General features: G+C 72.3%; 17 protein-coding genes and 1 tRNA gene. 8 read left to right on the forward strand and 10 right to left on the reverse strand.

Annotated elements, in window-relative coordinates:
* Window positions 1-3: 3 nt before the first annotated feature.
* Complete coding sequence (gene tmk, locus C229_RS34845; RefSeq protein WP_018653922.1) at window positions 4-2,394, reverse strand: dTMP kinase; 2,391 nt, start codon at window positions 2,392-2,394, stop codon at window positions 4-6.
* Window positions 2,395-2,419: 25 nt separating this feature from the next.
* Window positions 2,420-5,116: a type I DNA topoisomerase gene (gene topA / locus C229_RS0104695; protein ID WP_026313436.1), complete on the reverse strand. Its 2,697-nt coding sequence runs from the start codon at window positions 5,114-5,116 to the stop codon at window positions 2,420-2,422.
* Window positions 5,117-5,289: 173 nt separating this feature from the next.
* Here topA and C229_RS0104700 point away from each other — a divergent pair, with 173 nt between their 5' ends.
* The gene (locus C229_RS0104700) at window positions 5,290-5,475 is read left to right on the forward strand and encodes a DUF5703 family protein (RefSeq protein WP_026313437.1); all 186 of its coding nucleotides are present in this window, start codon (window positions 5,290-5,292) and stop codon (window positions 5,473-5,475) included.
* A 154-nt stretch (window positions 5,476-5,629) separates the two neighbouring features.
* Here C229_RS0104700 and C229_RS0104705 read toward each other — a convergent pair whose 3' ends face one another.
* From C229_RS0104705 to C229_RS0104715, 3 genes are all read right to left on the reverse strand, one after another.
* Window positions 5,630-7,348 carry a chaplin family protein gene (locus tag C229_RS0104705; protein WP_018653925.1) on the reverse strand — a complete coding sequence of 573 codons (1,719 nt, stop codon included), beginning with the start codon at window positions 7,346-7,348 and terminating at the stop codon, window positions 5,630-5,632.
* Window positions 7,349-7,477: 129 nt separating this feature from the next.
* Window positions 7,478-8,662: a hypothetical protein gene (locus tag C229_RS34025; RefSeq protein WP_155884593.1), complete on the reverse strand. Its 1,185-nt coding sequence runs from the start codon at window positions 8,660-8,662 to the stop codon at window positions 7,478-7,480.
* 110 nt (window positions 8,663-8,772) lie between these two features.
* Window positions 8,773-10,110 carry a M20/M25/M40 family metallo-hydrolase gene (locus C229_RS0104715; RefSeq protein WP_051108861.1) on the reverse strand — a complete coding sequence of 446 codons (1,338 nt, stop codon included), beginning with the start codon at window positions 10,108-10,110 and terminating at the stop codon, window positions 8,773-8,775.
* 85 nt (window positions 10,111-10,195) lie between these two features.
* Here C229_RS0104715 and C229_RS0104720 point away from each other — a divergent pair.
* Window positions 10,196-10,281, forward strand: a tRNA-Leu gene (locus tag C229_RS0104720).
* Here the strand turns inward: C229_RS0104720 and C229_RS34030 are convergent.
* Window positions 10,246-10,554 (reverse strand): hypothetical protein, encoded by a 309-nt coding sequence (locus C229_RS34030; RefSeq protein ID WP_155884594.1) that lies wholly within the window; start codon window positions 10,552-10,554, stop codon window positions 10,246-10,248. The genes C229_RS0104720 and C229_RS34030 overlap by 36 nt on opposite strands.
* Window positions 10,555-10,928: 374 nt before the next feature.
* Between C229_RS34030 and C229_RS29410 the strand changes: the two genes are divergently transcribed.
* Both C229_RS29410 and C229_RS0104730 read left to right on the forward strand, forming a co-directional pair.
* On the forward strand, window positions 10,929-14,636 hold the full coding sequence (locus tag C229_RS29410; RefSeq protein ID WP_081639722.1) for a putative adhesin: 3,708 nt from the start codon (window positions 10,929-10,931) through the stop codon (window positions 14,634-14,636).
* A gap of 3 nt (window positions 14,637-14,639) precedes the next feature.
* On the forward strand, window positions 14,640-15,026 hold the full coding sequence (locus C229_RS0104730; RefSeq protein WP_018653929.1) for a DUF7919 family protein: 387 nt from the start codon (window positions 14,640-14,642) through the stop codon (window positions 15,024-15,026).
* 149 nt (window positions 15,027-15,175) lie between these two features.
* On the opposite strand, the gene C229_RS0104735 is transcribed toward C229_RS0104730, so the two are convergent.
* Window positions 15,176-16,384 (reverse strand): lipase family protein, encoded by a 1,209-nt coding sequence (locus tag C229_RS0104735; protein ID WP_240487075.1) that lies wholly within the window; start codon window positions 16,382-16,384, stop codon window positions 15,176-15,178.
* Between the two features lie 180 nt (window positions 16,385-16,564).
* Entirely contained in the window at window positions 16,565-17,068 is a 504-nt protein-coding gene (locus tag C229_RS29415; RefSeq protein WP_018653931.1) for a PadR family transcriptional regulator, read from the reverse strand.
* Window positions 17,069-17,252: 184 nt separating this feature from the next.
* Between C229_RS29415 and C229_RS0104745 the strand changes: the two genes are divergently transcribed.
* Together C229_RS0104745 and C229_RS0104750 are read left to right on the forward strand one after the other, a co-directional pair.
* Window positions 17,253-18,026: an SGNH/GDSL hydrolase family protein gene (locus tag C229_RS0104745; protein WP_018653932.1), complete on the forward strand. Its 774-nt coding sequence runs from the start codon at window positions 17,253-17,255 to the stop codon at window positions 18,024-18,026.
* A gap of 122 nt (window positions 18,027-18,148) precedes the next feature.
* Window positions 18,149-18,751, forward strand: a complete 603-nt coding sequence (locus tag C229_RS0104750; RefSeq protein ID WP_155884595.1) for a hypothetical protein — start codon at window positions 18,149-18,151, stop codon at window positions 18,749-18,751.
* A gap of 96 nt (window positions 18,752-18,847) precedes the next feature.
* Here the strand turns inward: C229_RS0104750 and C229_RS0104755 are convergent, their stop codons facing one another.
* Window positions 18,848-19,216, reverse strand: coding sequence for a hypothetical protein (locus C229_RS0104755; protein WP_018653934.1), 369 nt, complete (start codon window positions 19,214-19,216; stop codon window positions 18,848-18,850).
* Between the two features lie 101 nt (window positions 19,217-19,317).
* Window positions 19,318-19,857, reverse strand: coding sequence for a S1 RNA-binding domain-containing protein (locus C229_RS0104760; RefSeq protein ID WP_081639723.1), 540 nt, complete (start codon window positions 19,855-19,857; stop codon window positions 19,318-19,320).
* Window positions 19,858-20,316: 459 nt separating this feature from the next.
* Between C229_RS0104760 and C229_RS0104765 the strand changes: the two genes are divergently transcribed.
* Window positions 20,317-20,844 carry a SigE family RNA polymerase sigma factor gene (locus tag C229_RS0104765; protein ID WP_026313440.1) on the forward strand — a complete coding sequence of 176 codons (528 nt, stop codon included), beginning with the start codon at window positions 20,317-20,319 and terminating at the stop codon, window positions 20,842-20,844.
* Complete coding sequence (locus tag C229_RS0104770; protein ID WP_018653937.1) at window positions 20,841-22,070, forward strand: WD40 repeat domain-containing protein; 1,230 nt, start codon at window positions 20,841-20,843, stop codon at window positions 22,068-22,070. The genes C229_RS0104765 and C229_RS0104770 overlap by 4 nt, the downstream gene beginning before the upstream one ends.
* Window positions 22,071-22,119: the final 49 nt, after the last annotated feature.

Here is a 22,119-nt window from a genome sequence, read left to right on the forward strand (position 1 = left end):
GGGTCAGTCGCGGATCGCGGGGAAGGTGCTCGTGGCGTCCTCGGTACCGGCGGGAACCGGGTCGGGGAGGATGGCGCGGATGCGGTCGTGGATCTCGCGGCTCAGCTCGGCCTGCGGGCGGCGCGCGTCCAGGACGAGATAGCGGTCCGGCTCGGCGTCCGCCAGAGCGCGGAATCCCTCGCGGACGCGCTCGTGGAACTCGGCCGGCTCGGACTCCAGCCGGTCCGCCGGTGCCGACAGGCGGTTCAGTCCCGTCTCCGGCGGCACCTCCAGCAGCACCGTCAGGTCCGGCACGAGGTCGCCCGTCGCCCACGCGTTGACCGAGGCGATCTCGGCCACTGGCTGGCGCCGTCCGAAGCCCTGGTAGGCCAGCGACGAGTCCACGTACCGGTCGGTGACGACGATCGCGCCGCGCTCCATCGCGGGCCGCACCACGTTCGCGACGTGGTCCGCGCGGTCGGCCGCGTACAGCAGCGTCTCCGCGCGCGACGACAGCCCGGTCGTCTCACGGTCGAGCAGCATGGCGCGCAGCCGCATCCCGATCTTCGTGGCGCCGGGCTCGTGGGTCGTGACGACGTCATAGCCGTGGTCGCGCAACCAGATCGCCGCGAGCCGCGCCTGCGTGGTCTTGCCCGCGCCCTCGCCGCCCTCGAACGCGACGAACACACCGCGCTCGGCGGGCCGGGCCGGGGTCTCCGGCGCCTCCAGTGGCAGCGTGTACTTCTCGCCGCGCAGCGCCGCCGACAGGTCGGGCAGCAGCGGAACGCCCCGCCGGTCGTCCAGCCGCCGGTAGGCGACGAGCCCCAGCACCAGCGCGACGAGCGCCGCGACCAGCAGCGCGATCGACGCGCCGGGCACGTCGTAGACGGCACCGCCGATCCGCACCCGGCGTCCGCCGAGCGCACCCGCCAGCGGCGGCAGCACCGCCGCCGCGAGCAGCGCCGCGACCAGCGCGGCGGCGCGCAGCCGCCCGGGGGCGCTCGCGGCCAGCGAACGCGCCGTCGCGCCCGCGACACCGGCCGCCACGCCCAGGAACGCCGCGACGAACACCACGACCACCAGGTTCCGCACCAGCGCGAGCACGACGAGCAGCAGCGCGGCCCCGATCACCGACAGGCCCAGCAGCCGGGGGCGGCTGAACACCACCAGAACCCTTGGCCCCTCGAACAGGCCGATGCCCGCACCCACGGCGAGTCCCGCCAGGATCGCGCCGTACCCGGCGTCGCCGCCGCCGAGGTCCCCGGCGTAGACGCGGGCCAGCGCGAACACCGCGCCACCGGCGAGCACCGCACCGGCGACAGCGAGCGCGGCGGCGGAGCGGTCCCGGACGAGCAGGGCCAGCGGGGCGGGGACGTGCTCCGCGCCGCCGGGCAGATCGCCAAGCGTGAACGTCACGATGGCGGCGACGGCGAACACCGCCGCCGTCACATACAGAGCGAGGTCGGCGCGCGCGGAGACGCCGAACGAGGCGTCCGCGATCAACGCGAGCACGGCGAAGAGGACGGCCGCGACCGGGGCGGCGCCGTAGACGCAGCGCAGCGCGACGCGCTGGCCCGCCTCCCACGCGGCCGCGTCACGTCCGCCGCCCGCGAGCCCCGCGCCCCGCGTCGCCGGACCGCCTGCGGAGCCCGCCGCTTCGGGCCGCCCGAACGCGCGGGTGGCCTCGGCTCCCTGCGGCCCCTGCCCCGCGAAGCCGCCAGACGCCGGTCCTCCCTGCGTGCCCTGGTCTCCGGCGCCCTGGCCCCCAGGCCCGAACGCCGGGCCGCCCTGCGGTCCGTGGCCGACCCGTCCGGCCGCCCCGCCGGGCGTGGTGCCCCCGCCGGGCGTCCCCACCTGCCGCGACCGTCCACCGGACGCGTCGTCTCGGGACGTCGCGCGGCCGTCGATCGGGAGCGTCGCGTGGTAGCCCGGCGCCTGACCGGCGGCGTGCGTGCGCGCGGTGCCGCCGCCCGGGGCGTCCTTCGGGGTGACGGACGTGGCTAGCAGCGGAGCCGTGGAGGTCAGCGCGGGCGTCCAGAGCAGCGCGAGGCACCCCGCCAGGAACGCCACGGCGGCGGTCCACGGCAGCGCGCCCACCAGCGGGACGGTCACGATCAGAACAAGCCGCGCCAAGTCGGCCGCGATGAGCACGGTCCGGCGGTCGGCGCGGGCCGCAAGCCCGCTCAGCACCGGCGTCAGCACCAGTGCCGGGAGCAGCGACAGCACCAGGACCAGCGCTATCGCCTGCGCGCCCGTCGCGAGGCCGTCGTCCCGGGTCAGGACGGCGGCCGACGCGACGAGCGCCGGGACGCTCAGCCAATGGCCGAGACTGGACAGCGAAAGTGCGGCCTGGAACCTGCGGAGGGAGACGCCCGGGGGCGCCGCTGCGGGGTGCGGCCCGTCCGTTCTGGTCATGTCGGTCAGAGTATCGGCGGGATTGTCATTTGGAGCCCGACTTCGCGGACGTCCGCTTCCGCGTCGTCGTCTTCTTCCCGCCGCCGGCCGCCACCTTCTCGCGCCGCTCCACGAGCAGTTCCGCCGCCCGCTGGATCGTGATCGACTCGACCTCGTCGCCCTTGCGCAGGCTCGCGTTGGTCTCGCCGTCGGTGACGTACGGCCCGAACCGGCCCTCCTTCACCACGACCGGCTTCCCGCTGGACGGGTCGTCGCCCAGCTCACGCAGCGGCGGCGCCGCGGCCGCCCGGCCCCGGCCGCGCTGCTTCGGCTGCGCGAACAGTTCCTTGGCCTGCTCCAGCGTGACCGTGAACAGCTCGTCCTCCGAGCCGAGCGAGCGGCTGTCCGTGCCCCGCTTGATGTAGGGACCGAACCGCCCGTTCTGCGCGGTGACGGGCTCGCCGTCCAGCTCACCGAGCGTGCGCGGCAGCGACAGCAGCTTCAGCGCGTCGTCGAGCGTGACCGTGTCCAGCGACATCGACTTGAACAGCGACCCCGTGCGCGGCTTGGCCTCCGCCTTCTTCGTGCGCTTCTTCTTCTCGCCGTCGGCCGGGGCGGGAGGCTCGGGCAGCACCTCGGTGACGTACGGGCCGAACCGGCCCGACTTCGCCACGATCAGGTGCCCGGTCTCCGGGTCGGTCCCGAGGTCGCGGTCGCCCGTCGGCTGCGCGAACAGCTCCTCGGCCTTCGCCGCGTCCAGCTCGTCGGGCGCGACGTCCTCGGGGATGTTGACGCGCTCGCCGTCCCGGTCGAGGTAGGGCCCGTAGCGCCCCACCCGGACCATGATGTCGCTGTCCTTGATCGGGAACGAGCTGATGCCCTTGGCGTCGATGTCGCCGATGTCGCCGACGAGCTCCTTGAGCCCCTCGTCGCCGTCCTCGCCGAAGTAGAACCGCGTCAGCCAGCGGACCCGCTCGGCCTCGCCGCGCGCGATCTCGTCGAGACCGTCCTCCATGTGCGCGGTGAAGTCGTAGTCGACGAGGTTGCCGAAGTGCTGCTCCAGCAGGTTCGTCACCGCGAACGCCAGGAAGGACGGCACCAGCGCCGTGCCCTTCTTGAACACGTAGCCGCGGTCGAGGATGGTGCCGATGATCGAGGCGTACGTCGACGGACGCCCGATCTCCCGCTCCTCCAGCTCCTTGACCAGGCTGGCCTCGGTGTACCGCGCGGGCGGGCGCGTCGAGTGCCCCTCGGCCTCGACCGACCGCGCCGTCAGCGGGTCGCCCTCGGTGAGGTTCGGCAGCCGGCGCTCGGCGTCGTCGCGGTCGGTCGACGGGTCGTCCGCGCTCTCCACGTACGCCTTGAGGAAGCCGTGGAACGTGATCGTCTTGCCGGTCGCGGTGAACTCGGCGCGCTCGTCCCGCGTGGAAACGCCCGTCACCCGGATCGACACCGAACGGCCCGCCGCGTCCTTCATCTGCGAGGCGATCGTGCGCTTCCAGATCAGCTCGTAGAGGCGGAACTGGTCACCGGTGAGGCCGGTCTCGCCGGGCGTGCGGAAGCTCTCTCCCGCCGGACGCACCGCCTCGTGCGCCTCCTGCGCGTTCTTCACCTTCGAGGCGTAGACGCGAGGCTTGTCCGGAACGTACTCGCCGCCGAACAGCGTCGCCGCCTGCCGCCGCGCCGCGTTCACGGCCGTCTCCGACAGCGTCGTGGAGTCGGTTCGCATGTAGGTGATGAAGCCGTTCTCGTACAGCTTCTGCGCCACCGACATCGTGTACTTCGCGGAGTAGCCCAGCTTGCGGCTGGCCTCCTGCTGAAGCGTCGTCGTGCGGAACGGCGGGTACGGCTTGCGCGTGTACGGCTTGCTCTCGACCGACGTCACCTCGAACGGGCGGCCGTCGAGGCGGGTCGCCAGGCCCCGCGCGGCCTCCTCGTCCAGGTGCAGGACGTCGGCGGTCTTCAGGGTGCCGTCCGACGCGAAGTCGCGGCCCTGCGCGACGCGCTTGCCGTCCACGGCGTTGAGCCCGGCCTTGAACGCCGTCGGCTCCTCCGGCTTGCCGGTGTCGAACTCGGCCGCGATGTCCCAGTAGTGCGCCGGGACGAACGCGATGCGGGCGCGCTCGCGCTGCACCACCAGCCGCGTCGCCACCGACTGCACCCGGCCCGCCGACAGCTTCGGCATGACCTTCTTCCACAGGACGGGGCTGACCTCGTACCCGTAGAGCCGGTCCAGGATGCGGCGGGTCTCCTGCGCGTCGACCAGGCGCAGGTTCAGTTCGCGGGGGTTCGCGGCGGCGGCCTGGATCGCGTCCTTGGTGATCTCGTTGAAGGTCATCCGGTGGACGGGGACCTTCGGCTTGAGGACCTCCTGGAGGTGCCAGGCGATCGCCTCGCCCTCCCGGTCCTCGTCCGTCGCGAGGTAGAGCTCGTCGGCCTCGGCCAGCAGCTTCTTCAGCTTGGTGACCTGAGTCCTCTTGTCCGCGTTGACGACGTACAGGGGCTCGAAGTCGTGCTCGACGTTCACGCCGAGTTTCGCCCACGACTCACCCTTGTACCTCGCCGGTACCTCGGCGGCACTCCCGGGAAGGTCCCGGATGTGGCCGATACTGGACTCCACGACGTATCCGCGGCCCAGGTACCCGGCGATCGTCTTCGCCTTCGCCGGCGACTCGACGATCACCAGACGGGTGCCTCCACCGGCCGACGCGCCGGGCTTCGCAGTGCCGTTCTTGGCTGGCACAGTCGCTCCAACCTCGCTGTCTGGTCTTCGTGCACGTTGCGCTCACACCCGTCCCCCTTGGGCGGGCGCCGCATTCCTACCGCGCCTGGACAGGATGACATGTCCCCACCGGTGTCGCAGACCTCGGCCACTGTGCCGGACATCGCCCGGCGGGGCACGTCATAATGGTCGCGATGGTGGAGTACACCTACCTCGTCCTGCGTCTGCCTCGCGGCACCACTCGCGACACCGCCCGGCAGATCATGACCGAGCACGCCGAACACGGTGGCTGGGAACTCGATCGCTTGCGCCTCTACCCCGACGGTAGCCGCAGAATCCAACTACGCCGCAAGATCATTCGTCAGGTGCGCACGTTCTGAGGGCTCCGGACCGGAGCGTAGCACCACGTACCGGCTCACTGACCGTTAGTGAGTCTTTTCGCTGGCGCCGAAGAGGCTTTGCCCGCCCCGGGCCGCGCTCCCGGGACGGGCAAAGCGTTCACGAGCCCGCGCCGCCACCGGGCGCGGGCACAGATCACCGGCGGCTGAACCGGCGGCGCACGAGCCCCGACGCCACCGACAGCACGCCCATCGCGGCGACGGCCACCAGCGCCCATGCCGTCCCGCGCTCGGCCACCTCCAGCGGCTCGGCGGCGGCGACGCGCACGGCGTCGAGACGACCGCCGCGAGGCGCCGCGTCCGGAACCCCGGCCGCACCGCCCGACGCGGCGCGCGTGTGCGACGCGGGACCGCCGAGGCCCGGCATCGTCCGCTGAACGCCCAGCGGAAGCGAACCCGCGTCGAACACCGCCACCCGCCCGGTACCGAACGAAGGCAGCCCGTCCCCCCGCCCCTGCGACACGACCCCCGCCGAGGGCACAACGACCTCTTCCACCACGTACAGCGGCACGCCGGGCCCACTCACCGGCAGCTCCCGACCACTGGCGAACACCAGCCCACCGACCCGATCCGGCAACACCCCGCCCTCGGACCGCCGCAGGCTACTGGCAGCGGCCCGCTCATTCGCCGCCCCCGCAACGCCCTCCGCCCGCCGCAACCCCACGGCACTCAACGGAAACACCTCCGGCAACGGCACATCCACACCCGGCACAGGCCCCATACGCTCGTTCGACGCCACGCTGGCCCGGCGCAACCCCACAGCACTCAACGGAAACACCCTCGGCAGCGGCACATCCACGCCAGGCACAGGCCCCGTGCGCTCGTTCGACGCCAAACCCGCCCGCCGAAGGCCCACGGCGCTCAACGGGAACACCTTCGGCAGCGGCACATCCACGCCGGGCACCGGGTCAGCACGCTTGTTCGCCGCGACACCGTCCGCCCGCCGCAGACCCACGGCACTGAGCGGGAACACCTTCGGCAACGGAACGTCCACGCCCGGCACGGGATTCGCGCGCCGGTCCGGGGCGGTACGGCCGGGCGTGTCCAGTAGGGCTGGGATGGGCGTGGTGTAGGGAAGGACGGAGTCGTCCAGGGGCGGCAGCTCGGGGCGCGGAGTCTTGTCTCGGGCCAGGAGGGGCGGGTGGGCGATCGCAGTGGCCTCCTGGCGCTGCGCGGTATCGACGAGCCAGCTCGTGAACGGCAACTCCTCGACGGGCACGTCGGGGCGGTCCGGCGAGAGCCCGGGGTCGTCGTCCAGGAGGGCAGGCACCGGCATCGCACCTTGCTCGCCAGAGCCCGTGGGCGGCGTCGCCGCGTGGCCAGAAACCGCCGACAGGCCGCGCAGCGCCGGAAGCGCGACGGCGGGCGCGTTACGTGCGGCGGTGCGCTTGCGGTACTTGCCGTCGTCGCTGTTCCTGACGGCCGCGCCGCCCGCACAGCCGACGCCCGCGAGACCCGCGACGGCGCCCGCGTTGCCGCACGCATCCACCGACGCGCCGATCGGGGCGAGCGCGCGGTTGCCGGACAGTACGCCGCGCTCGCCAGACGCCTGCTGGTGCGGCGCGCAGTCCTGTGTGCGATGGCGGGAGGCTCCAGGCCAGGCGGCGCGCTCAGGCGTGGCGTGCGGGTGGTGGTCGTCGGCGCCGCCCGGGGACTGGGGTTTGGCGTCGCCCACGCTGTTGCCGCTGATGTTGACCGGCGCGGAGACGGGGGCGTTGTGCCGGTTTCCGGCAAGGACGCCGTGCTCGCCGGACGTGTCAGCGAGGGCTCCGGCCGGCACGATCGCCGCGCCGAGCGCGACGAAACCGGCCGTCAGAAACGTGGCACGCGCGGTGCCGGAGATCCATGGACGCATGATGCTCCTCAGTCGGAAGAGATGCGGGCGGCGGGCAGGCGTGCCGTCCCGGGGACATACCGCCCTCAGAAGGCGGCAGGGAGAGGCGTCGCCAGGCCGAACCGCACGGGCCGACGACGCGGAGGTGCCCTAGTCAGGCGCGAAGGACGGCTCGTCCGCAGCAGAGCGGACGGCCGGAGGCAGCGTTCCGAGGACACGCGCCACGAAGCCGTACGGCGACGGGAGCATGCCCGCACGAAGGATCGAAGGGGCACCGACACCACCGGGCGCCGCCGGGCCGGACGCCGAGACGACCGTGCCCGCTTGACGCAGCACCGAAGTCTGCGAAACCGGGCGTGACGCGTCCGCACCAACACGCTCACCGCCCACACCGCCGGACGATGCCGCCTCGCCGGGCTCCACCGAGATGCCGGGCGCCGGGACAGCGGACCACGCCGAATTACTCTCCGGGAGCCGCACATCCGGCCGGTTCGCGGAGACGGTGGACGGCTCCCGCCGGACGGATTTGCCCGGCTGCCCGCCCGAACGGGCCAGCACCCCGGCGCCCGGCGGCAGCCCGACGACCTGCCGCATCGAAGGCAGCGCCCCGACGAGGGAAAGCACGTCATCCCCCTCCATCGAGCGCGACGCAAGAGATGACAGCACGTCAAATTCCCGCAAAATGAGCGTCGCATGAGCCCCCGCACGGGGCAGCGGGTCGATTTCCCGGAGGGCTGGCGGCGTGTGGGCGGCCATCACGGAAGGCGACTCGTCGAAGGACGACGGCACGGCGGCGACCGGTGCGGACGCGGGCCTCGTCGGGCGGGGCGTCGGCAGCCCGCCCTCCGCAGACGGCGGCTCCCCGGCGAGCAGGCCGCCGCTTTGCCGTGACGCCCGCGAGGGAGCCCATGAACGGGCGTTCTCCACCCGTGTCGCCACTTCGCCGAGGGCCGTCGTCGCATGGGGCGCAAAGTCCGCTATCGGCGAGGTTTCGAGACCGGCGTTCTTCAGCGGAGACGACGCACCAGCGGAAGGCGGCGCGTGCGTGGCGAGTGCGGGGGCGCGTGTCACCGACGGCCCGTCGGACGGCAGGGCAGGAGCCCGCACACCGCGAGCCGGGAACGGCGGCCGGTCAAGACCCGACGACGACGGCGCGGCGGCCACTCGTCCCGTCGCAAGGGCGCTACCGGCGTGAGGACGAGGCTCGTCGGCGTGCGCGGACGTGGTTCCGATCAGCCAGGCGGCCAAGCACAGGCCGCCGAGAACAAGGACGCGATGGACGGCGTCACGGCGCAGCGGGGCGAGAACCGCCCCGGCCACCGCCGCGAACGCCATCGGACCACTCCCGCCCATCGCCTGAACGCCATGAGGGAGTCATCAACCCCTCACAGAAGGTGACGGTAGCATCACGGAACACCTCCGCGACGCCAAATGCGGGGACGAATTCAGGAACGGTCGAGGAAGCGGTCCAGGACACGCGCACCGAAGCGCAGACCGTCGACGGGAACACGCTCGTCGACCCCGTGGAACATTCCGGAAAAGTCCAATTCCGGGGGAAGCCGCAGCGGGGCGAAACCGTAGCAGCGCATCCCGAGCCGGGCGAAGTGCTTGGCGTCCGTGCCGCCGCTCAGGCAGTACGGGACGGGCAGCGCCCCCGGGTCCTCGCTGAGCAGCGACGCCTCCATCGCCGCGACGAGGGCGCCTTCGTACTCGGTCTCCAGCGCCTGGTCGTAATAGACGAAATCACGCTCGACGTCCGGACCGAGCAGATCGTCCACAACCGTGAAGAATTCGGCCTCATGACCGGGAAGGAAACGTCCGTCGACCTGAGCCGTCGCCCCCTGCGGGATGACATTCGTCTTGTATCCGGCATCGAGGCGCGTCGGGTTGAGCGTGTTCTTCAGCGTCGCGCCGATCATCCGCGCCATCGGACCGATCTCCGCGAGCGCCCGCTCGGGGTTCTCCGGGTCGAACTCGATCCCGTACGCGAGGCAGACCCGCTCCAGGAAGGCCCGCACCGTCTTGGTCAGCCGCACCGGGAACTCGTGCGACCCGAGCCGCCCGACCGCCGCCGCCAGCGCCGTGACCGCATTGTCGGGATGCACCATCGACCCGTGCCCGGCCGTGCCCTTGGCGGTGAGGTTCATCCACGCGATGCCCTTCTCCGCCGTCTCGATGAGGTACATCCGCCGGTCGCCCGGCACGGTGAGGCTGAACCCGCCGACCTCGCCGACCGCCTCGGTGCACCCCTCGAACAGCTCGGGATGCTCGTCGACGAGCCACTTCGCGCCCCAGGACCCGCCGGCCTCCTCGTCGGCGAGGAACGCGAGCACGACGTCGCGCGGCGGCCGGCGGCCCTCCCGCATCCGGTCCCGGAGGACGGCGAGGATCATCGCGTCCATGTCCTTCATGTCGACGGCGCCGCGCCCCCACACGCACCCGTCGGCGATCTCGCCGCCGAACGGGTCGCGCGTCCAGTCCTCGGCGCGGGCGGGCACGACGTCGAGGTGCCCGTGCAGCAGCAGCGCGTCGCGCGTCGGGTCCTCGCCCTCGATCCGCGCGACGACGCTGGTCCGCCCCGGGTGGCTCTCGAAGAGCCGCGCCCGGACCCCGACCTCCTCGAGCTGCGCCGCGACGTACTCCGCCGCGACCCGCTCCCCCGGCCCGGAGTGATCCCCGGGGTTGCTCGTGTCGATCCGGATCAGCTCCTGACAGAGCCGCACGACCTCGTCCTCAGCGCCCACAACCCTCACCCTCACTCCACCCGACCGGTACCCCGCCATGGTGCCCCCTCGATCGACTTCGCCGCACCTCCCGACCTTTGGTATGGTGAACCCGCTGCCGCCTACCAAAGCGGCACACACCCACGTCCGGGTGGCGGAATAGGCAGACGCGCTAGCTTGAGGTGCTAGTGCCCTTTACGGGGCATGGGGGTTCAAGTCCCCCCTCGGACACACACCATCTGTACATGTGGAGGCCGGGTTCACCTTGGCCTCCACTAGTTTTTTGTCGGGGTGGTAGGTCATCGTCAGCCCCAGTTCCCGGTACAGGTCGGCCTTGTCATTGGGGTGAGCCCGCACGACCGCGCGGGCGAGTTCGTCGGTCTTCTTCAGAGCCGCGTGAATCGCGTCGGCGTTGACGGCGTGCGTCTGTGGTGCTTCTTGCAGCCGGGCTTCTAGCTGGCTGCGTTCGGCCTCGGTCTCGTTGATCCATCCGGCCACCTGCACCGGGTCGGCTCCTGCGTCGAGGGCGCTTACACGCGGCGATCTGCCGGTGCAGTTGGGTCCTTGCGGGGTTCTCGGCGGGCTGGATCTGCTCGGTCATGGCTTTTGAGGGTCGCGTCGATGCGGTCGGGCGCGAACGCGGTCAGGAGCCATGCGTCGATGTGGCCGATGATCTGCGCTTCTCGCGGTAGACGACCTTGGGATGGGCGACCTCGATGTAAGCGTGTACGCCTTGGGCGCTCTGCATCGGTAGTACGCCTGGTCGTGCGCTGACGTCTCTGCGGATCGGCGGGGACTGGCTCGCCTTCGGCCCGGTTTGTCGTGATGTGGGTTGTCCCTGAGGATTGCCTTGATCGTCGGATCGAAGCGGGGGCGTGATGGGACGGCGCGGAGGACGCGGTGGTGGCGCCGGGGGCGCCGCCGCGGGCGTGTTCGGGAAGGCGGCGGGGAAGGCGTTCCGGCTGCCCAAGCGGGGCGGGGGCAACGGCGCGGGGCCGGGCGGGCGTCCGTCGCGGCGGCCGGACGGGACGACGCGCGGGGGCGGGAACGACGGGGCCCGCGCGGACCGGGGCACGGCACGGCATCCGGACGGCCGCACGACCACCAAGGACCCCATCGACGTGGTCACCGGCGAGGTGCTGCTCAGCCAGACCGACGTCCACCTGCAGGGAATCCTGCCGCTGGTACTGCGTCGCACGCACATCTCGACCTACCGTGACGGCGGCCTGTTCGGCCCGGCGTGGGCGTCTACACTCGACCAGCACCTGCGCACCGACGCCGACGGCGTCCGGTTCTTCTCCGCGGACGCGACCGTCCAGAAGTATCCGCACGCGAACCTCCCCGGCGTCGCCTTCCGGCCGGAGCACGGACGCCAGTGGACGCTCACGCTGGGCCGCGACGGAGGATACGAGGTCACCGATCCGCAGACGGGCCGGACGCTCCGCTTCGCCGCCCCGGGGGACGAGCACGGCTGGTCCCGGCTGCCCCTGCTGGCGGTCGCCGACCGGAACGGCAACCGGCTCGACCTCGTCTACCGCGACGGCACGCTGACGGAACTGCGGCATTCGGGCGGCTACGTCATCGCGGTGGACACGGCGGAGACCGGGGATGGGGAGCGCCGCATCACCGCGCTGCGGCTGCTGGGCGGCACCGACGGCGGCCGGACGCTCGTCGGGTACGGCTACGACGGCGAAGGCGACCTGGCCGAGGTCGTGAACTCGTCCGGGCGCCCGCTCCGCTTCACCTACGATGCGGGGCGGCTCGCCGCCTGGCACGACCGCACGGGCCACACCTACCGCTACGAGTACGACGGCGAGGGCCGCGCCGTCCGGGCCCGCGGCACCGGCGGCTTCCTCGACGTGACGCTGGCCTACGACCCGGCGGCACGCACGACCGTCATCACCGACTCGCTCGGGCGCACCACCACGTACCGTTACAACGAGCTGTTCCAGATCACGGCCGAGACCGACCCCCTCGGCTCGACGCAGCGCTTCGGCTGGGACGCCCACGACCGGCTGCTCTCCCACACCGACGCCCTGGGCGGCACGATCGCCTACGCCTACGACGAGCACGGCAACATCACCGAACTGACGCGCCCGGACGGTGCCCGGTTCACGATCGCCTACAACGCGCTGAACCTCCCCGTCGAGATGGTGGAGCCGCACGGGGCGGTCTGGCGGCGCGACTACGACGAGCGCGGCAACCTGACCGCTTCCACCGACCCGTTCGGTGCCACGACCCGGTTCGGTTACGACGAGGCCGGGCGGCCCACCTCCGTCACGGCGCCCTCGGGCGCGGTGACCCGCTACGCGCCCGACGCCGCCGGGCTGCCGCTCGCCGTCGCCGACCCGCTCGGCAACGTGACCCGCTACCAGCGGGACGAGGCCGGCCGGGTGACCGCCACCGCCGACCCGCTCGGCAACGTCGTCCGGCAGGGGTGGACCGCCGAGGGGGCGCCGGCCTGGCGGACGGACGCTGACGGCGGCACCGAGCGGTGGACCTACGACGCCGAGGGCAATCTCACCGCGTACACCGACGCGGCCGGGCAGACCACCCGGTACGAGATCGGCCCGTTCGACCTGGTCGTCGCCGAGACCGGCCCGGACGGCGCCCGCCGCGTCTTCGCCCACGACACCGAGCTGCGTCTGACGGCGGTCACCGACCCGCAGGGCCTGGAATGGCGCTACACCTACGACGCGGCCGGGAACCTCGTCGGCGAGCGCGACTTCAACGGTCGTGTCGTCGGCTACGCCCACGATGCGGCCGGACGCCTGGTGGGACGCACCAACGGCGCAGGCGAGACGGTCGCGTTCGAGCGGGACGTGCTCGGCAACGTGGTGCGCAAACACGGCGACGGCCGGGAGACCACGTTCGGCTATGACCGCGCCGGGCTGCTCGTACGCGCGGCCGACGCCGACACCGAGCTCGGTTTCGAACGGGACCTGATCGGGCGGCTCATCGCCGAGACGTGCAACGGGCGGACGGTGCGGTCCGCCTACGACGTGGACGGCAACCGCGTCCGGCACCGGCTGCCATCGGGCGCCGAGGCGGCGTGGAGCTATGACGCGGCGGGCCGCGCGACCGGCGTCACCGCGGACGGTGGCACGGTGGCGCTGGAGTACGACGCCGCCGGGCGGGAGGTCCGGCGCAGGATCGGCGCGGGCGCGGCCCTCGCGCAGCAGTGGGACGGCGGGCACCGGCTCGTCGCGCAGTCGGTGTGGGGCGCGCCGGACGGCGGCCACGCCGACGCCCGGCTGCTGCGGCACCGGACGTACCGGTACCGGCCGGACGGCGTGCTGTCGGGCGTCCACGACCGGGCGGACGGCGAGCGCCACTTCGAGCTGGACCGGGCCGGGCGGGTGACGGCGGTCCACGCGCGCGGCTGGTCCGAGCGGTACGCCTACGACGCCGTCGGCCGCGTCACCTCCGCCGACGACGGCGACCGCGACTTCGTGGGCACGCTGCTGCGCCGGGCCGGACGCGTCCACTTGGAGTACGACGCGCAGGGCCGGGTCGTCGCGCGCAGGCGGACCGGGCCATCGGGCGGGACGCGCACCTGGACGTTCGGCTGGGATGCCGACGACCGGCTCACCACCGTGCGGACGCCGGACGGCACGCGCTGGCGCTACCGCTACGACCCGCTGGGGCGGCGCATCGCCAAGCAGCGGCTCGGCACGGACGGCGTCGTCACCGAGCAGACCGACTTCACCTGGGACGGCCCGCTGCTGGTCGAGGAGATGCACCGGTCGCGGGACACGCCGGTGACGCGCGTGACCTCGTGGGGATACGCACCGGGGACGTTCCGCCCGCTCTACCAGCTCCGGCGGAGCACGGCCGCCGACGCGCCCCAACGGTGGATCGACGAGCGGTTCCACGGCATCGTGACCGACCTCGTCGGCGCGCCGACGGAACTGGTCGGCGCCGCGGGGACGGTGGACTGGAGCCTGCGCACGACGGTGTGGGGGGTGCCGCTGACGGGTGACGTGGACGGCTGCCCGCTGCGCTTCCCCGGCCAGTACCACGACGCCGAGACCGGGCTCGGCTACAACTACCAGCGGTACTACAGCCCCGAGGACGGCCGGTACCAGAGCCCCGACCCGCTCGGCCTGACCCCGCAGCCCGACCCGCACGCCTACGTGCTCAACCCGACCGGCTGGTCGGACCCGCTCGGCCTGTGCCCGTCCGACTCCGGGGACCGGGGCCAGGCGGGGCACGGGTACGCGCGGTCGGTCGTGCCGGGCGGACGGGCCGACGGCGAGAAGGTGTTCGCGGGGCACGGCGAGTACCGGCGGGGCGCCGGGGAGGTGACGGTGCCGCCGGGGACGCGGGTGGCGGTCTACGCCGAGCACGGGCAGCGGATCCACGACCGGGTGGGGCTGGGCATCGAGCGGGGGACGGGACGGACGCCGGTGCGCGTCTACGAGGCCGGGGAGAGCATGCCGAACTACACGTTGAAGGCGCCCAAGAACTTGACGATCGCGCAGGAGTCGCGGACCGTCGAGGATGCGAGGAACCTGTCCGAGCTGCTGAAACCCCGGATGGGGACCGTACACTGGGCGGCCTGCCAGGAGCTGAGGAGCAGGTAAGCGATGTCCACCTATCCCGACCTTTCGCCCTACACCTACGACGCCGCACCGCCTGGCGAGGCGGTGAACGTCGGCTGGCTGGGCGGTGACGCCGGATTCCCCACGGGCGAGGTCGATTCGCGGGTCGTCGCGGCTCTGCTGCGCCGGGCCGTCGATCCGCAGAACGTCATGCGCGGCTATCACTACTGCGCTTTCTGCGACGCCGAATCACCGATCTGCAGCATGACGCCCGAGGGTGAGGAGGCCGCGCTCGGCACCGGGGAGATTCACGTACCGGACGGCGAGGGCCGCGTCTACGTCGCTCCGACACTGATCGTCCACTACATCGACACGCACCACTACCGTCCGCCGGACGTGTTCCTCCACGCCGTCCTTCGCGACCCGGGCTGACGACCGCCGCCCCGGTCACGCGATGAGCCCGAATCGTTCCGGACGCTACGGTTCGGCGACCCCCGCCGCTGGCGGGATGGACCGTCTGGACCGGGCGCCTTCAGGCCCTGCTGCGCGGATCGTTGAGAGAACCAGGGCGGCGGGGGCGGTCAGCAAGTGGTGGTGGCGGGTTTGCCGTGGAAGCGGTCGTTGAGGAAGTTGCTGGCGTCGGGGTACGACTGGACGGCGCCCGACAGGTGTTCGGCGAAGGGGTAGACCTTCCAGGTGAGGTCGGCGCCGAGCGCGCACCAGTTCTTGTGGACGGTGTCGGCTTGGCGGAGGGGAAGGACCTCGTCGAACAGGGCGTGGCCCTGGAAGACCGGGACGGACGGCTTGAGGGTGCCGAGCTTGTTCTCGGCGAAGCGGGCGAGCCACGCGGGGTCCTTCATGAGGTCGCGGGTGGCGACGTCGCTGAAGCGCCGGAAGGACGTGTCGAGGGCGGCGGGGCCGAGGTCGAGGCTGACGAAGCACAGGTCGGCGTGGCGTCGTCGGAGTTCGCGGCCGGCGTCGTTGAGGGCGGAGTCGAGGCGGAGGTCGGGGTAGGCGGCGTCGTAGCCGAGCGCGGCCATGAAGGCCGAGCCGACGAGCGGGCCTCCTTCGTGGAAGGTGCCGATGGCGACCATGTCGGAGCCGATCCCGCTGGCCGAGACGCCTTTGAGGTTGAGGTCGGGGGCGTAGGTCGCCGCCAGTTGCGCGGCCCAGCCGGCCGAGGTGCCGCCCTGGGAGTAGCCGAGAATCCCCACGGGGGTGGCGGCGTTCAGCCCGGTGCCGGGCAGGCGCAGGGCGGCGCGTGCGATGTCCAGGACGGCACGGCCCTGCGACCGGCCGACCATGTAGGTGTGGACGCCGGGGGTGCCGAGTCCCTCCATGTCGGTGACGGCCACGGCCCAGCCCTTGTTGAGCAGGTCGTTGACGGCGAACTGCTCGTAGTCCAGGCCCCGGCTGAGGGAGTAGGACGGGGCGCACTTGTCGCCGAGCCCCTTGGTGCCCACCGCATAGGACACCAGCGGCCGTGACCCTCTACCCGACCATGCCGCCGAGGGGACGAGGACCGTTCCGGACACCGCGATCCGTTCCCCGGTCGCGTTCTGGGTCTGGTACAGCACCTGCGTCGAGACGACCTTCGACGACAGCGGATAACGGGCCTGCCTGGAGCGCACGACGTCGCCCAGGGCGCCCGGAGGCAGCGGGGACGGCGGCAGGTAGAACCCGTCGGCCGACGGGAGCGGCACCTCGTCGGCGTAGGCCGGGACGGCCAGACCGGCGGCGACGAGCGCGACCAGGCCGCAAGCGCGCAGGACACGGGTCACAGGGTTCACGGGATGCTCCAGAGGTTGCCGAGGCGACGGACGGCCGCCGCAGGGCGGTCTGGGTCCGCTCCGGTGCCCGGACGAACCCGTCAGCGATAGTCCATTCTGGACTATCGCGAACGGGACTCGTCAAGCCTCGAACGTCGAGAGCGGGAGGGGAACGTTCCATTCCCGCGCCCGAACGGTCGATCACTCCTGGTCAAGGGCGCTCTGCCAGAGTTCGGTCATCATCCGCTCGTATCTGATGCCGAACTCCAGGGCGTGCCGCTGACCGGGCGTCAGATGGTCGCCGACCAGGCGGGACAGTTCCTCGTACTCCGCCAGAGTCCTGCCGTGCGCCTCGACCTGGGCGGGTGCGTGCTCGCGCGGGTCGCCGCCCAGCCACATCTTCAGCATCCCCCGCTCCCTGGCCTCGACCGGTACCACCACCGTGTCCTCCAGCCATTCCCGGAGCGCCGCCCGGCCCTCGTCGGTCAGCCGCATCACCCGCCGCTGACGCCCGCCCCCCGCCTGCTCCCGCTCCAGCAGGCCCGCCTCGACCAAGCGGTCGCACACCGCGTACACCTGCGCGTGCGGCACCTGCCAGAACGGCGCGATCGTCCGGCCCGCCTCCACCTTCACGTCGTACGGACTGGCCGACCCGAGCAGATTGACGATACCGAGCACCAGGAACGCCGACGGAGTGAGATTCACGCCCCAGAAGCTACCGTCCTGCCGGGGCGTCCGGGCCTTGGGCCTTGACGGTGGTCGGGGCGATCCCTATCGTTCCGATAGTCCAGAATGGACTATCGGATTCGAGGAGTTTCGCGTGACGCGTTCTCGTGCTTGGTCGTCCCTGGCCCTCGCTCTGACTCTGGCCGTCATCAGCGGATTCCCCTTGCCCGCTCGGGCCGAGACGCCCACGACGTACCTGCTGGCCCTCGGGGACTCCCTGTCGGTGGGCACGCAACTCTTCCCGGACGCCGAGGTGGGGCGGCCCACCGATGAGGGGCACGGGGAGTTCCTGCTGGCGTCCCTGCGCGCCAAGGAGCCCGGCCTGAAGCTGGTGAAGCTGGGCTGCGGCGGCGAGACGACCACGACGATGATCGACGGCGGCAAGTGCGCCTACCCCGAAGGTTCACAGCTCAAGGCCGCGCTGGCCTTCCTGCGAGACCACCCCGGTCAGGTGAAGTACGTGACGCTGAGCATCGGCGCCAACGACGCCGCCTGCGCCCTCGACCTCGACCTGGCCTGCGGAGCGCAGGCGGTCGCCCGGGTCGGCACCAACGCCTCGAAGATCGAGGCGAAGCTGCGGGAGGCCGGCGGGGACGCACCCGTCTACGCGTCGATGACCCTGTTCAACCCCGGACTGGCCGCCTGGGTCCACGGCGACAAGGTCACGGCACTGGCCTCCGTGCCGCTGCTGGACATCTACAACCTGATGCAGCGGACCGCGGCCTTCGCCAACGGCTTCCGGATCGCAGAGGTCGCGGACGCCTTCGGCTCCCACGACTTCACGACCAAGGTGTCCCTGGAGCCGTACGGGAAACTCCCTCTCGCCGTCGCCCGCATCTGCGCCTGGAGCACCCAGTGCGACCGCAACGACGCCCACCTCACAGCAGACGGCTACCGCCAGATGGGCGGCGCCTTCTTCCGCGCCATGTCCAAGTGACATACGCCGGGCGCAGGAAGCGCTCCTCCGCGCGTTGAGCCCCGCTTCGAGGCGTTCCTGCCCTGGCCGGACCGATACGGTTGCCCGGTTCATGCGTTCTGATCCTCCCCCAGCTCACCGCCGTGTTCCGCGATCACCGTGAAGACCGCTACAGCGCGGTGACCGCGACGACGACGTCCGCTCCCGGCGCGTCGGCGCGGCTGCTGCGCGCAGAGATGTACCGGCTGATGAAGCTGGACGAACCGGCGGGCGAGCCCGTGGTCCGCAGGCCGTCCGACCCCCGGCCCGACCCGTCGCAGGGCGTCCGGGCCACGCTGGACCGGCGTCCCGCCGCCGTGGCGCTGGACGACGCCGCCGGACGTCACCTCGTGGTGGACGTCCGCGAGCCGGAGGAACGGCTGCTCGGCCTCGCCGACGTCCTTGTCCGCGAGCACACCGCGCTCGATCCGCCTGCCGCCGCGTGGACCGGCGCGGCGCTCACCACCTATCCGGGCTGCCTCGTCGCCGCCGCCGAGTCCGCCCCCGGCGAGGCCGTCGTCCGGGTACGCGACGAAGGCACCGTGCGCTGCCGCACCGGCCGTCTCGCGCTGGCCGCCTCGGCCGTGCACGCCTGGCTCGCGGACGGACGCCCGCTGCGCGACCTCCCGCCGGAGGTCGACATCATCGCCGGGCCGGACGGCTGGACGGCGTCGTTCAGTCCGCCAGCCGCTCCGCCCAGGCCCTGAGCGCGCCCACACGGGTGGGGCCGCGCCCGTTCAGCAGCGCGGACGCCGACCGCGACGGCAAGATCAGCCTGCCCGAGTTCGCGGCTCTGATGAGTCCTACCGCGCCTGGTCCCGTTCGGTGGTCAGGCGGGCGCGGTCCAGCGCGTCGTCGACCAGCGCCCGCGCCGCCGCCCGGTCGCCGTCGCGTTCGGCCGCCACCGCCAGCAGTTCCAGCGCGCCCGCCCGCTCGACGGGGTGATGGCGCGCGGGCAGCAGGGCCAGGGCCTGTTCCATAAGCGCGTGGTCGGCGGCGATGGCGGCGCGCAGGTACCGCTCGACCAGGCGGCGCAGCGCCGCGTCGTGCTCGCCGCGCGTCGCCTTGCCGCGCGCGTGCGCGGCCCTCCGGAACCGCCCGTGCCCCTCGTCGGTGACGAGCCCGGCCCGGCAGAGGTCGCCAGGTGGCTGGCCGGGGCACGGCGCCCACATCTGGTCGGTCAGGCGTCGATCACGAGGGGGTGCGGCGTGATGAGGTCGGAACGCTCGACCTACCCGAAATCCGCCAGCATGGGGCGGGGGCGGGGGTGTGGTCAGCGTGGGAGCGTGCGTGTGGTGGTGCTTTCGGGGTCGTCGTCGCTGGCCGGGGAAAGGGTGATGCGGCGCTGTTGGCGGTTCGCGTCGATGACGGTGACGCGTACCTGTTCGCCCGGTTCGAGGGTCGAGGCGCCGGGGAGGAGGCCGTCGATGCTCTCGTTGAGGCGGACGAAGGTTCCCATCGGGGCCGTCCTGGTCACAGTGCCCGTGACCGTGAGGCCCGTGTGGATCAGGTGGAGGGGGTCGTCCTCCGCCCGCTTCAGGCCGAGGGAGATCCGCTGTCGTTCGTGATCGATGTCGAGGACGCGGACACGGACCTGTTCGCCAGGGGAGACGATCTCCGAGGGGTCATCGAAAGGGCGCCAGGAGAGGTTGGCGGCGGTGATGACGCCCTCGACCGTCCCGAGATCGACGATCGCTCCGAAGCGCTCGGTGGCGACGACGGTGCCCATGACCTCGTCGCCGACTTCGTGCGCGGTGAAGGGTGCCTCCGGGCCGTCATCGCCAGGGGTTTCTCCTAGTCTTCCCATGCCCATTCCTGGTGGTAGTCGGTCCACTTCGTCTTGCTGTGGTCCATGAACGAATTGAAGCGGTCGATCTCGCTGACCGGGATGATCCGCTTGTTGTCGTGCGTCCGTTCATACCGATCCGGGGGAAGGCTTCGGTGAATCCTGGTTCTGCGCGTTCGGGCTGAACCGCTCGGATTCCTTGTTTCCTCGCGCGGGAGCACGATGGAGCACCCGGGGTTCGCCGGGGTCGTTGGAGCCACCGTACTTCCGCGGGCTCGAACCGAGCGGGTCGGAGAAGCGGGTCGGGCTATGCACGTAGGTGTGCGGGTTGGGCTGTGGCGCCAGGCCGAGCGGGTGTGGTCGGGTTCGTGGCTGTCTCGTGTCGTTGGGGTTGTTCTGCGTACGGCCTTTGGCTTGGTTGGCTTGGGGTGGGCGGCAACCTTGTTGGGGGGTGGGGGCGTGTTTAGGGGGTGATGAGGAGGCGGGATGGCTCGGTATGACGGGTTGGCCGAGTTCGTGGTGGGGCGGGGGCCTGGGTTGTTGCGGGCGGCCTACCTGCTGACGGGCGACGGGCATCTGGCGGAGGATCTCGTGCAGAGCACGCTGGTGAAGGTCGCGCCGCGGTGGGAGCGGATCGTGGCCGCCGGAGATCCCGAGGCGTACGTGCGGCGGGCTCTCTACAACGAGCACGTCAACGGGTGGCGGCGGTTCGGGCGGTTCGGCGAGCGGCCCAGCGCCGCGACGCCCGAGACCGGACGGCACCCCGACCACGCCGACGACGCCGTGCGGACCCTGGTGCTCGCGCGGGCGCTGCGGCGGCTGACGCCCCGGCAGCGGGCCGTGCTCGTGCTGCGGTTCTACGAGGACCGGACGGCGGCGGAGACCGCGCGGCTGCTCGACTGCTCGGTCGGGACCGTCAAGAGCCAGACGCACCGTGCGCTGGCACGGCTGCGGTTGCTCGAACCCGGTCTGGCCGATCTCCTGAACGACGTCAACGTGGAGGCGAACCGGTGAGCGCACGACTGCACGAGGCCCTGCGGGACCTGGCCGAAGAGGCGCCGAGGACGGACCTGACCGACCGCGTCCTGGCGGGCGCGCGGCGGCGCAGGCGGGTACGGACGGTCGCGGCGCCGGTGCTGGCGGCGGCGGCCGCCGTCATCGTCGCCGCCGGGGCGACGCTCGCCGGGACCACCGGCGGGACGCCCGAACCGGTCACCCCGGCGAACCCGCCGCGCACCGGCATCGTCAACGACGGGCCGCTGCCGCCTCCGCTGCCGAAGCGGCACCCCGAGGCGATCACGTCCGCGTTCCTCGACCACTGCAAGAATCCGGGCGGGCCCAACGGCAAGACTCCCCGGGGCGACTGCGCGCAGTGGCGGCTGACGGACCGCTCCGGCCGGCAGTGGCGGCTCTCCGACGGGACGGGCACCTACCAGACCCGCGTCAACGACTACATGAACGGTCGCGGCCCGCTGGAGATCAGCGCCGACGGACGGCGCCTGGCGTACTACCGCGCGGACGAGCAGCGGTTCGTCGTCCGGGACGTGCCGACGGGCCGGGTCATCCCGGTGCGGTATCCGGCGCCGCTCGCGGACCTCCTGGGCAATTACCACGACCTGACGTTCTCCCGGGACGGACGGTATCTCGCCGTCTCCCCCGACGTCACCACCACCAAGCGCGCCGTGCTGTTCGACACGGCGACGGGCGCCGTGGTGCCCCTGCCGGACGGTCAGCTCCTCGGCATCCGCGCGGACGGCGGTGTCGCGCTCGCGACACCGCGACGCGGGGACGAGCGGATGCGCAAGGCGACGACACTGATGCTGACCGGCCCCGACGGCCGGGTGCTCTCCCGCACGACGCTCGACCCCCGGACGGAACTGGGCACCACCGGCCCGGCGCTCTCCCCTGACGGGCACACGCTGCTCGTCCGGATGAAGACCAGGTCGATGCTCGACCACGCGTTCGCCGACGTCCGCACCGGGAAGGTGACGCGCAGGCTCCGCCTGCCCGAGAAGGTCGCGCAGGTCGCCGGGTCGCCCACCGGGTGGGTCGGGCCGACCCAGGTCTTCACCGGCTCGACCAAGACCGGCCGCGGCGACGCTTCCGGCGAGGGCATCGACGGCCTCTTCCGCATCACCCGCAGTGTCATCGACCTGAACACGGGCCACGAGACCCGGATGCAGGCGTTCACCCTGCGCGCCAACCAGATCGCCTTCGTTTCCGGCGGCTACCTCCGCTGACGCGCCGCATGGGGCCGCCGGACGTGTCCGGCGGCCCCGACCCGGTGCG

The sequence above is a fragment of the Actinomadura flavalba DSM 45200 genome (genome assembly GCF_000374305.1).
GTDB lineage: Bacteria > Actinomycetota > Actinomycetes > Streptosporangiales > Streptosporangiaceae > Spirillospora > Spirillospora flavalba.

Excerpts from the sequence above, each read along its gene's own strand:
- C229_RS0104760 (WP_081639723.1), bottom strand. The coding sequence starts at position 19,857 with ATGGGCATGGGAAGACTAGGAGAAACCCCTGGCGATGACGGCCCGGAG.
- C229_RS34025 (WP_155884593.1), bottom strand. The coding sequence starts at position 8,662 with ATGGCGTTCGCGGCGGTGGCCGGGGCGGTTCTCGCCCCGCTGCGCCGT.
- C229_RS29410 (WP_081639722.1), top strand. The coding sequence starts at position 10,929 with ATGGGACGGCGCGGAGGACGCGGTGGTGGCGCCGGGGGCGCCGCCGCG.
- C229_RS0104715 (WP_051108861.1), bottom strand. The coding sequence starts at position 10,110 with ATGGCGGGGTACCGGTCGGGTGGAGTGAGGGTGAGGGTTGTGGGCGCT.
- C229_RS0104730 (WP_018653929.1), top strand. The coding sequence starts at position 14,640 with ATGTCCACCTATCCCGACCTTTCGCCCTACACCTACGACGCCGCACCG.
- C229_RS0104755 (WP_018653934.1), bottom strand. The coding sequence starts at position 19,216 with ATGTGGGCGCCGTGCCCCGGCCAGCCACCTGGCGACCTCTGCCGGGCC.
- C229_RS0104705 (WP_018653925.1), bottom strand. The coding sequence starts at position 7,348 with ATGCGTCCATGGATCTCCGGCACCGCGCGTGCCACGTTTCTGACGGCC.
- tmk (WP_018653922.1), bottom strand. The coding sequence starts at position 2,394 with ATGACCAGAACGGACGGGCCGCACCCCGCAGCGGCGCCCCCGGGCGTC.
- C229_RS0104700 (WP_026313437.1), top strand. The coding sequence starts at position 5,290 with ATGGTGGAGTACACCTACCTCGTCCTGCGTCTGCCTCGCGGCACCACT.
- C229_RS0104765 (WP_026313440.1), top strand. The coding sequence starts at position 20,317 with ATGGCTCGGTATGACGGGTTGGCCGAGTTCGTGGTGGGGCGGGGGCCT.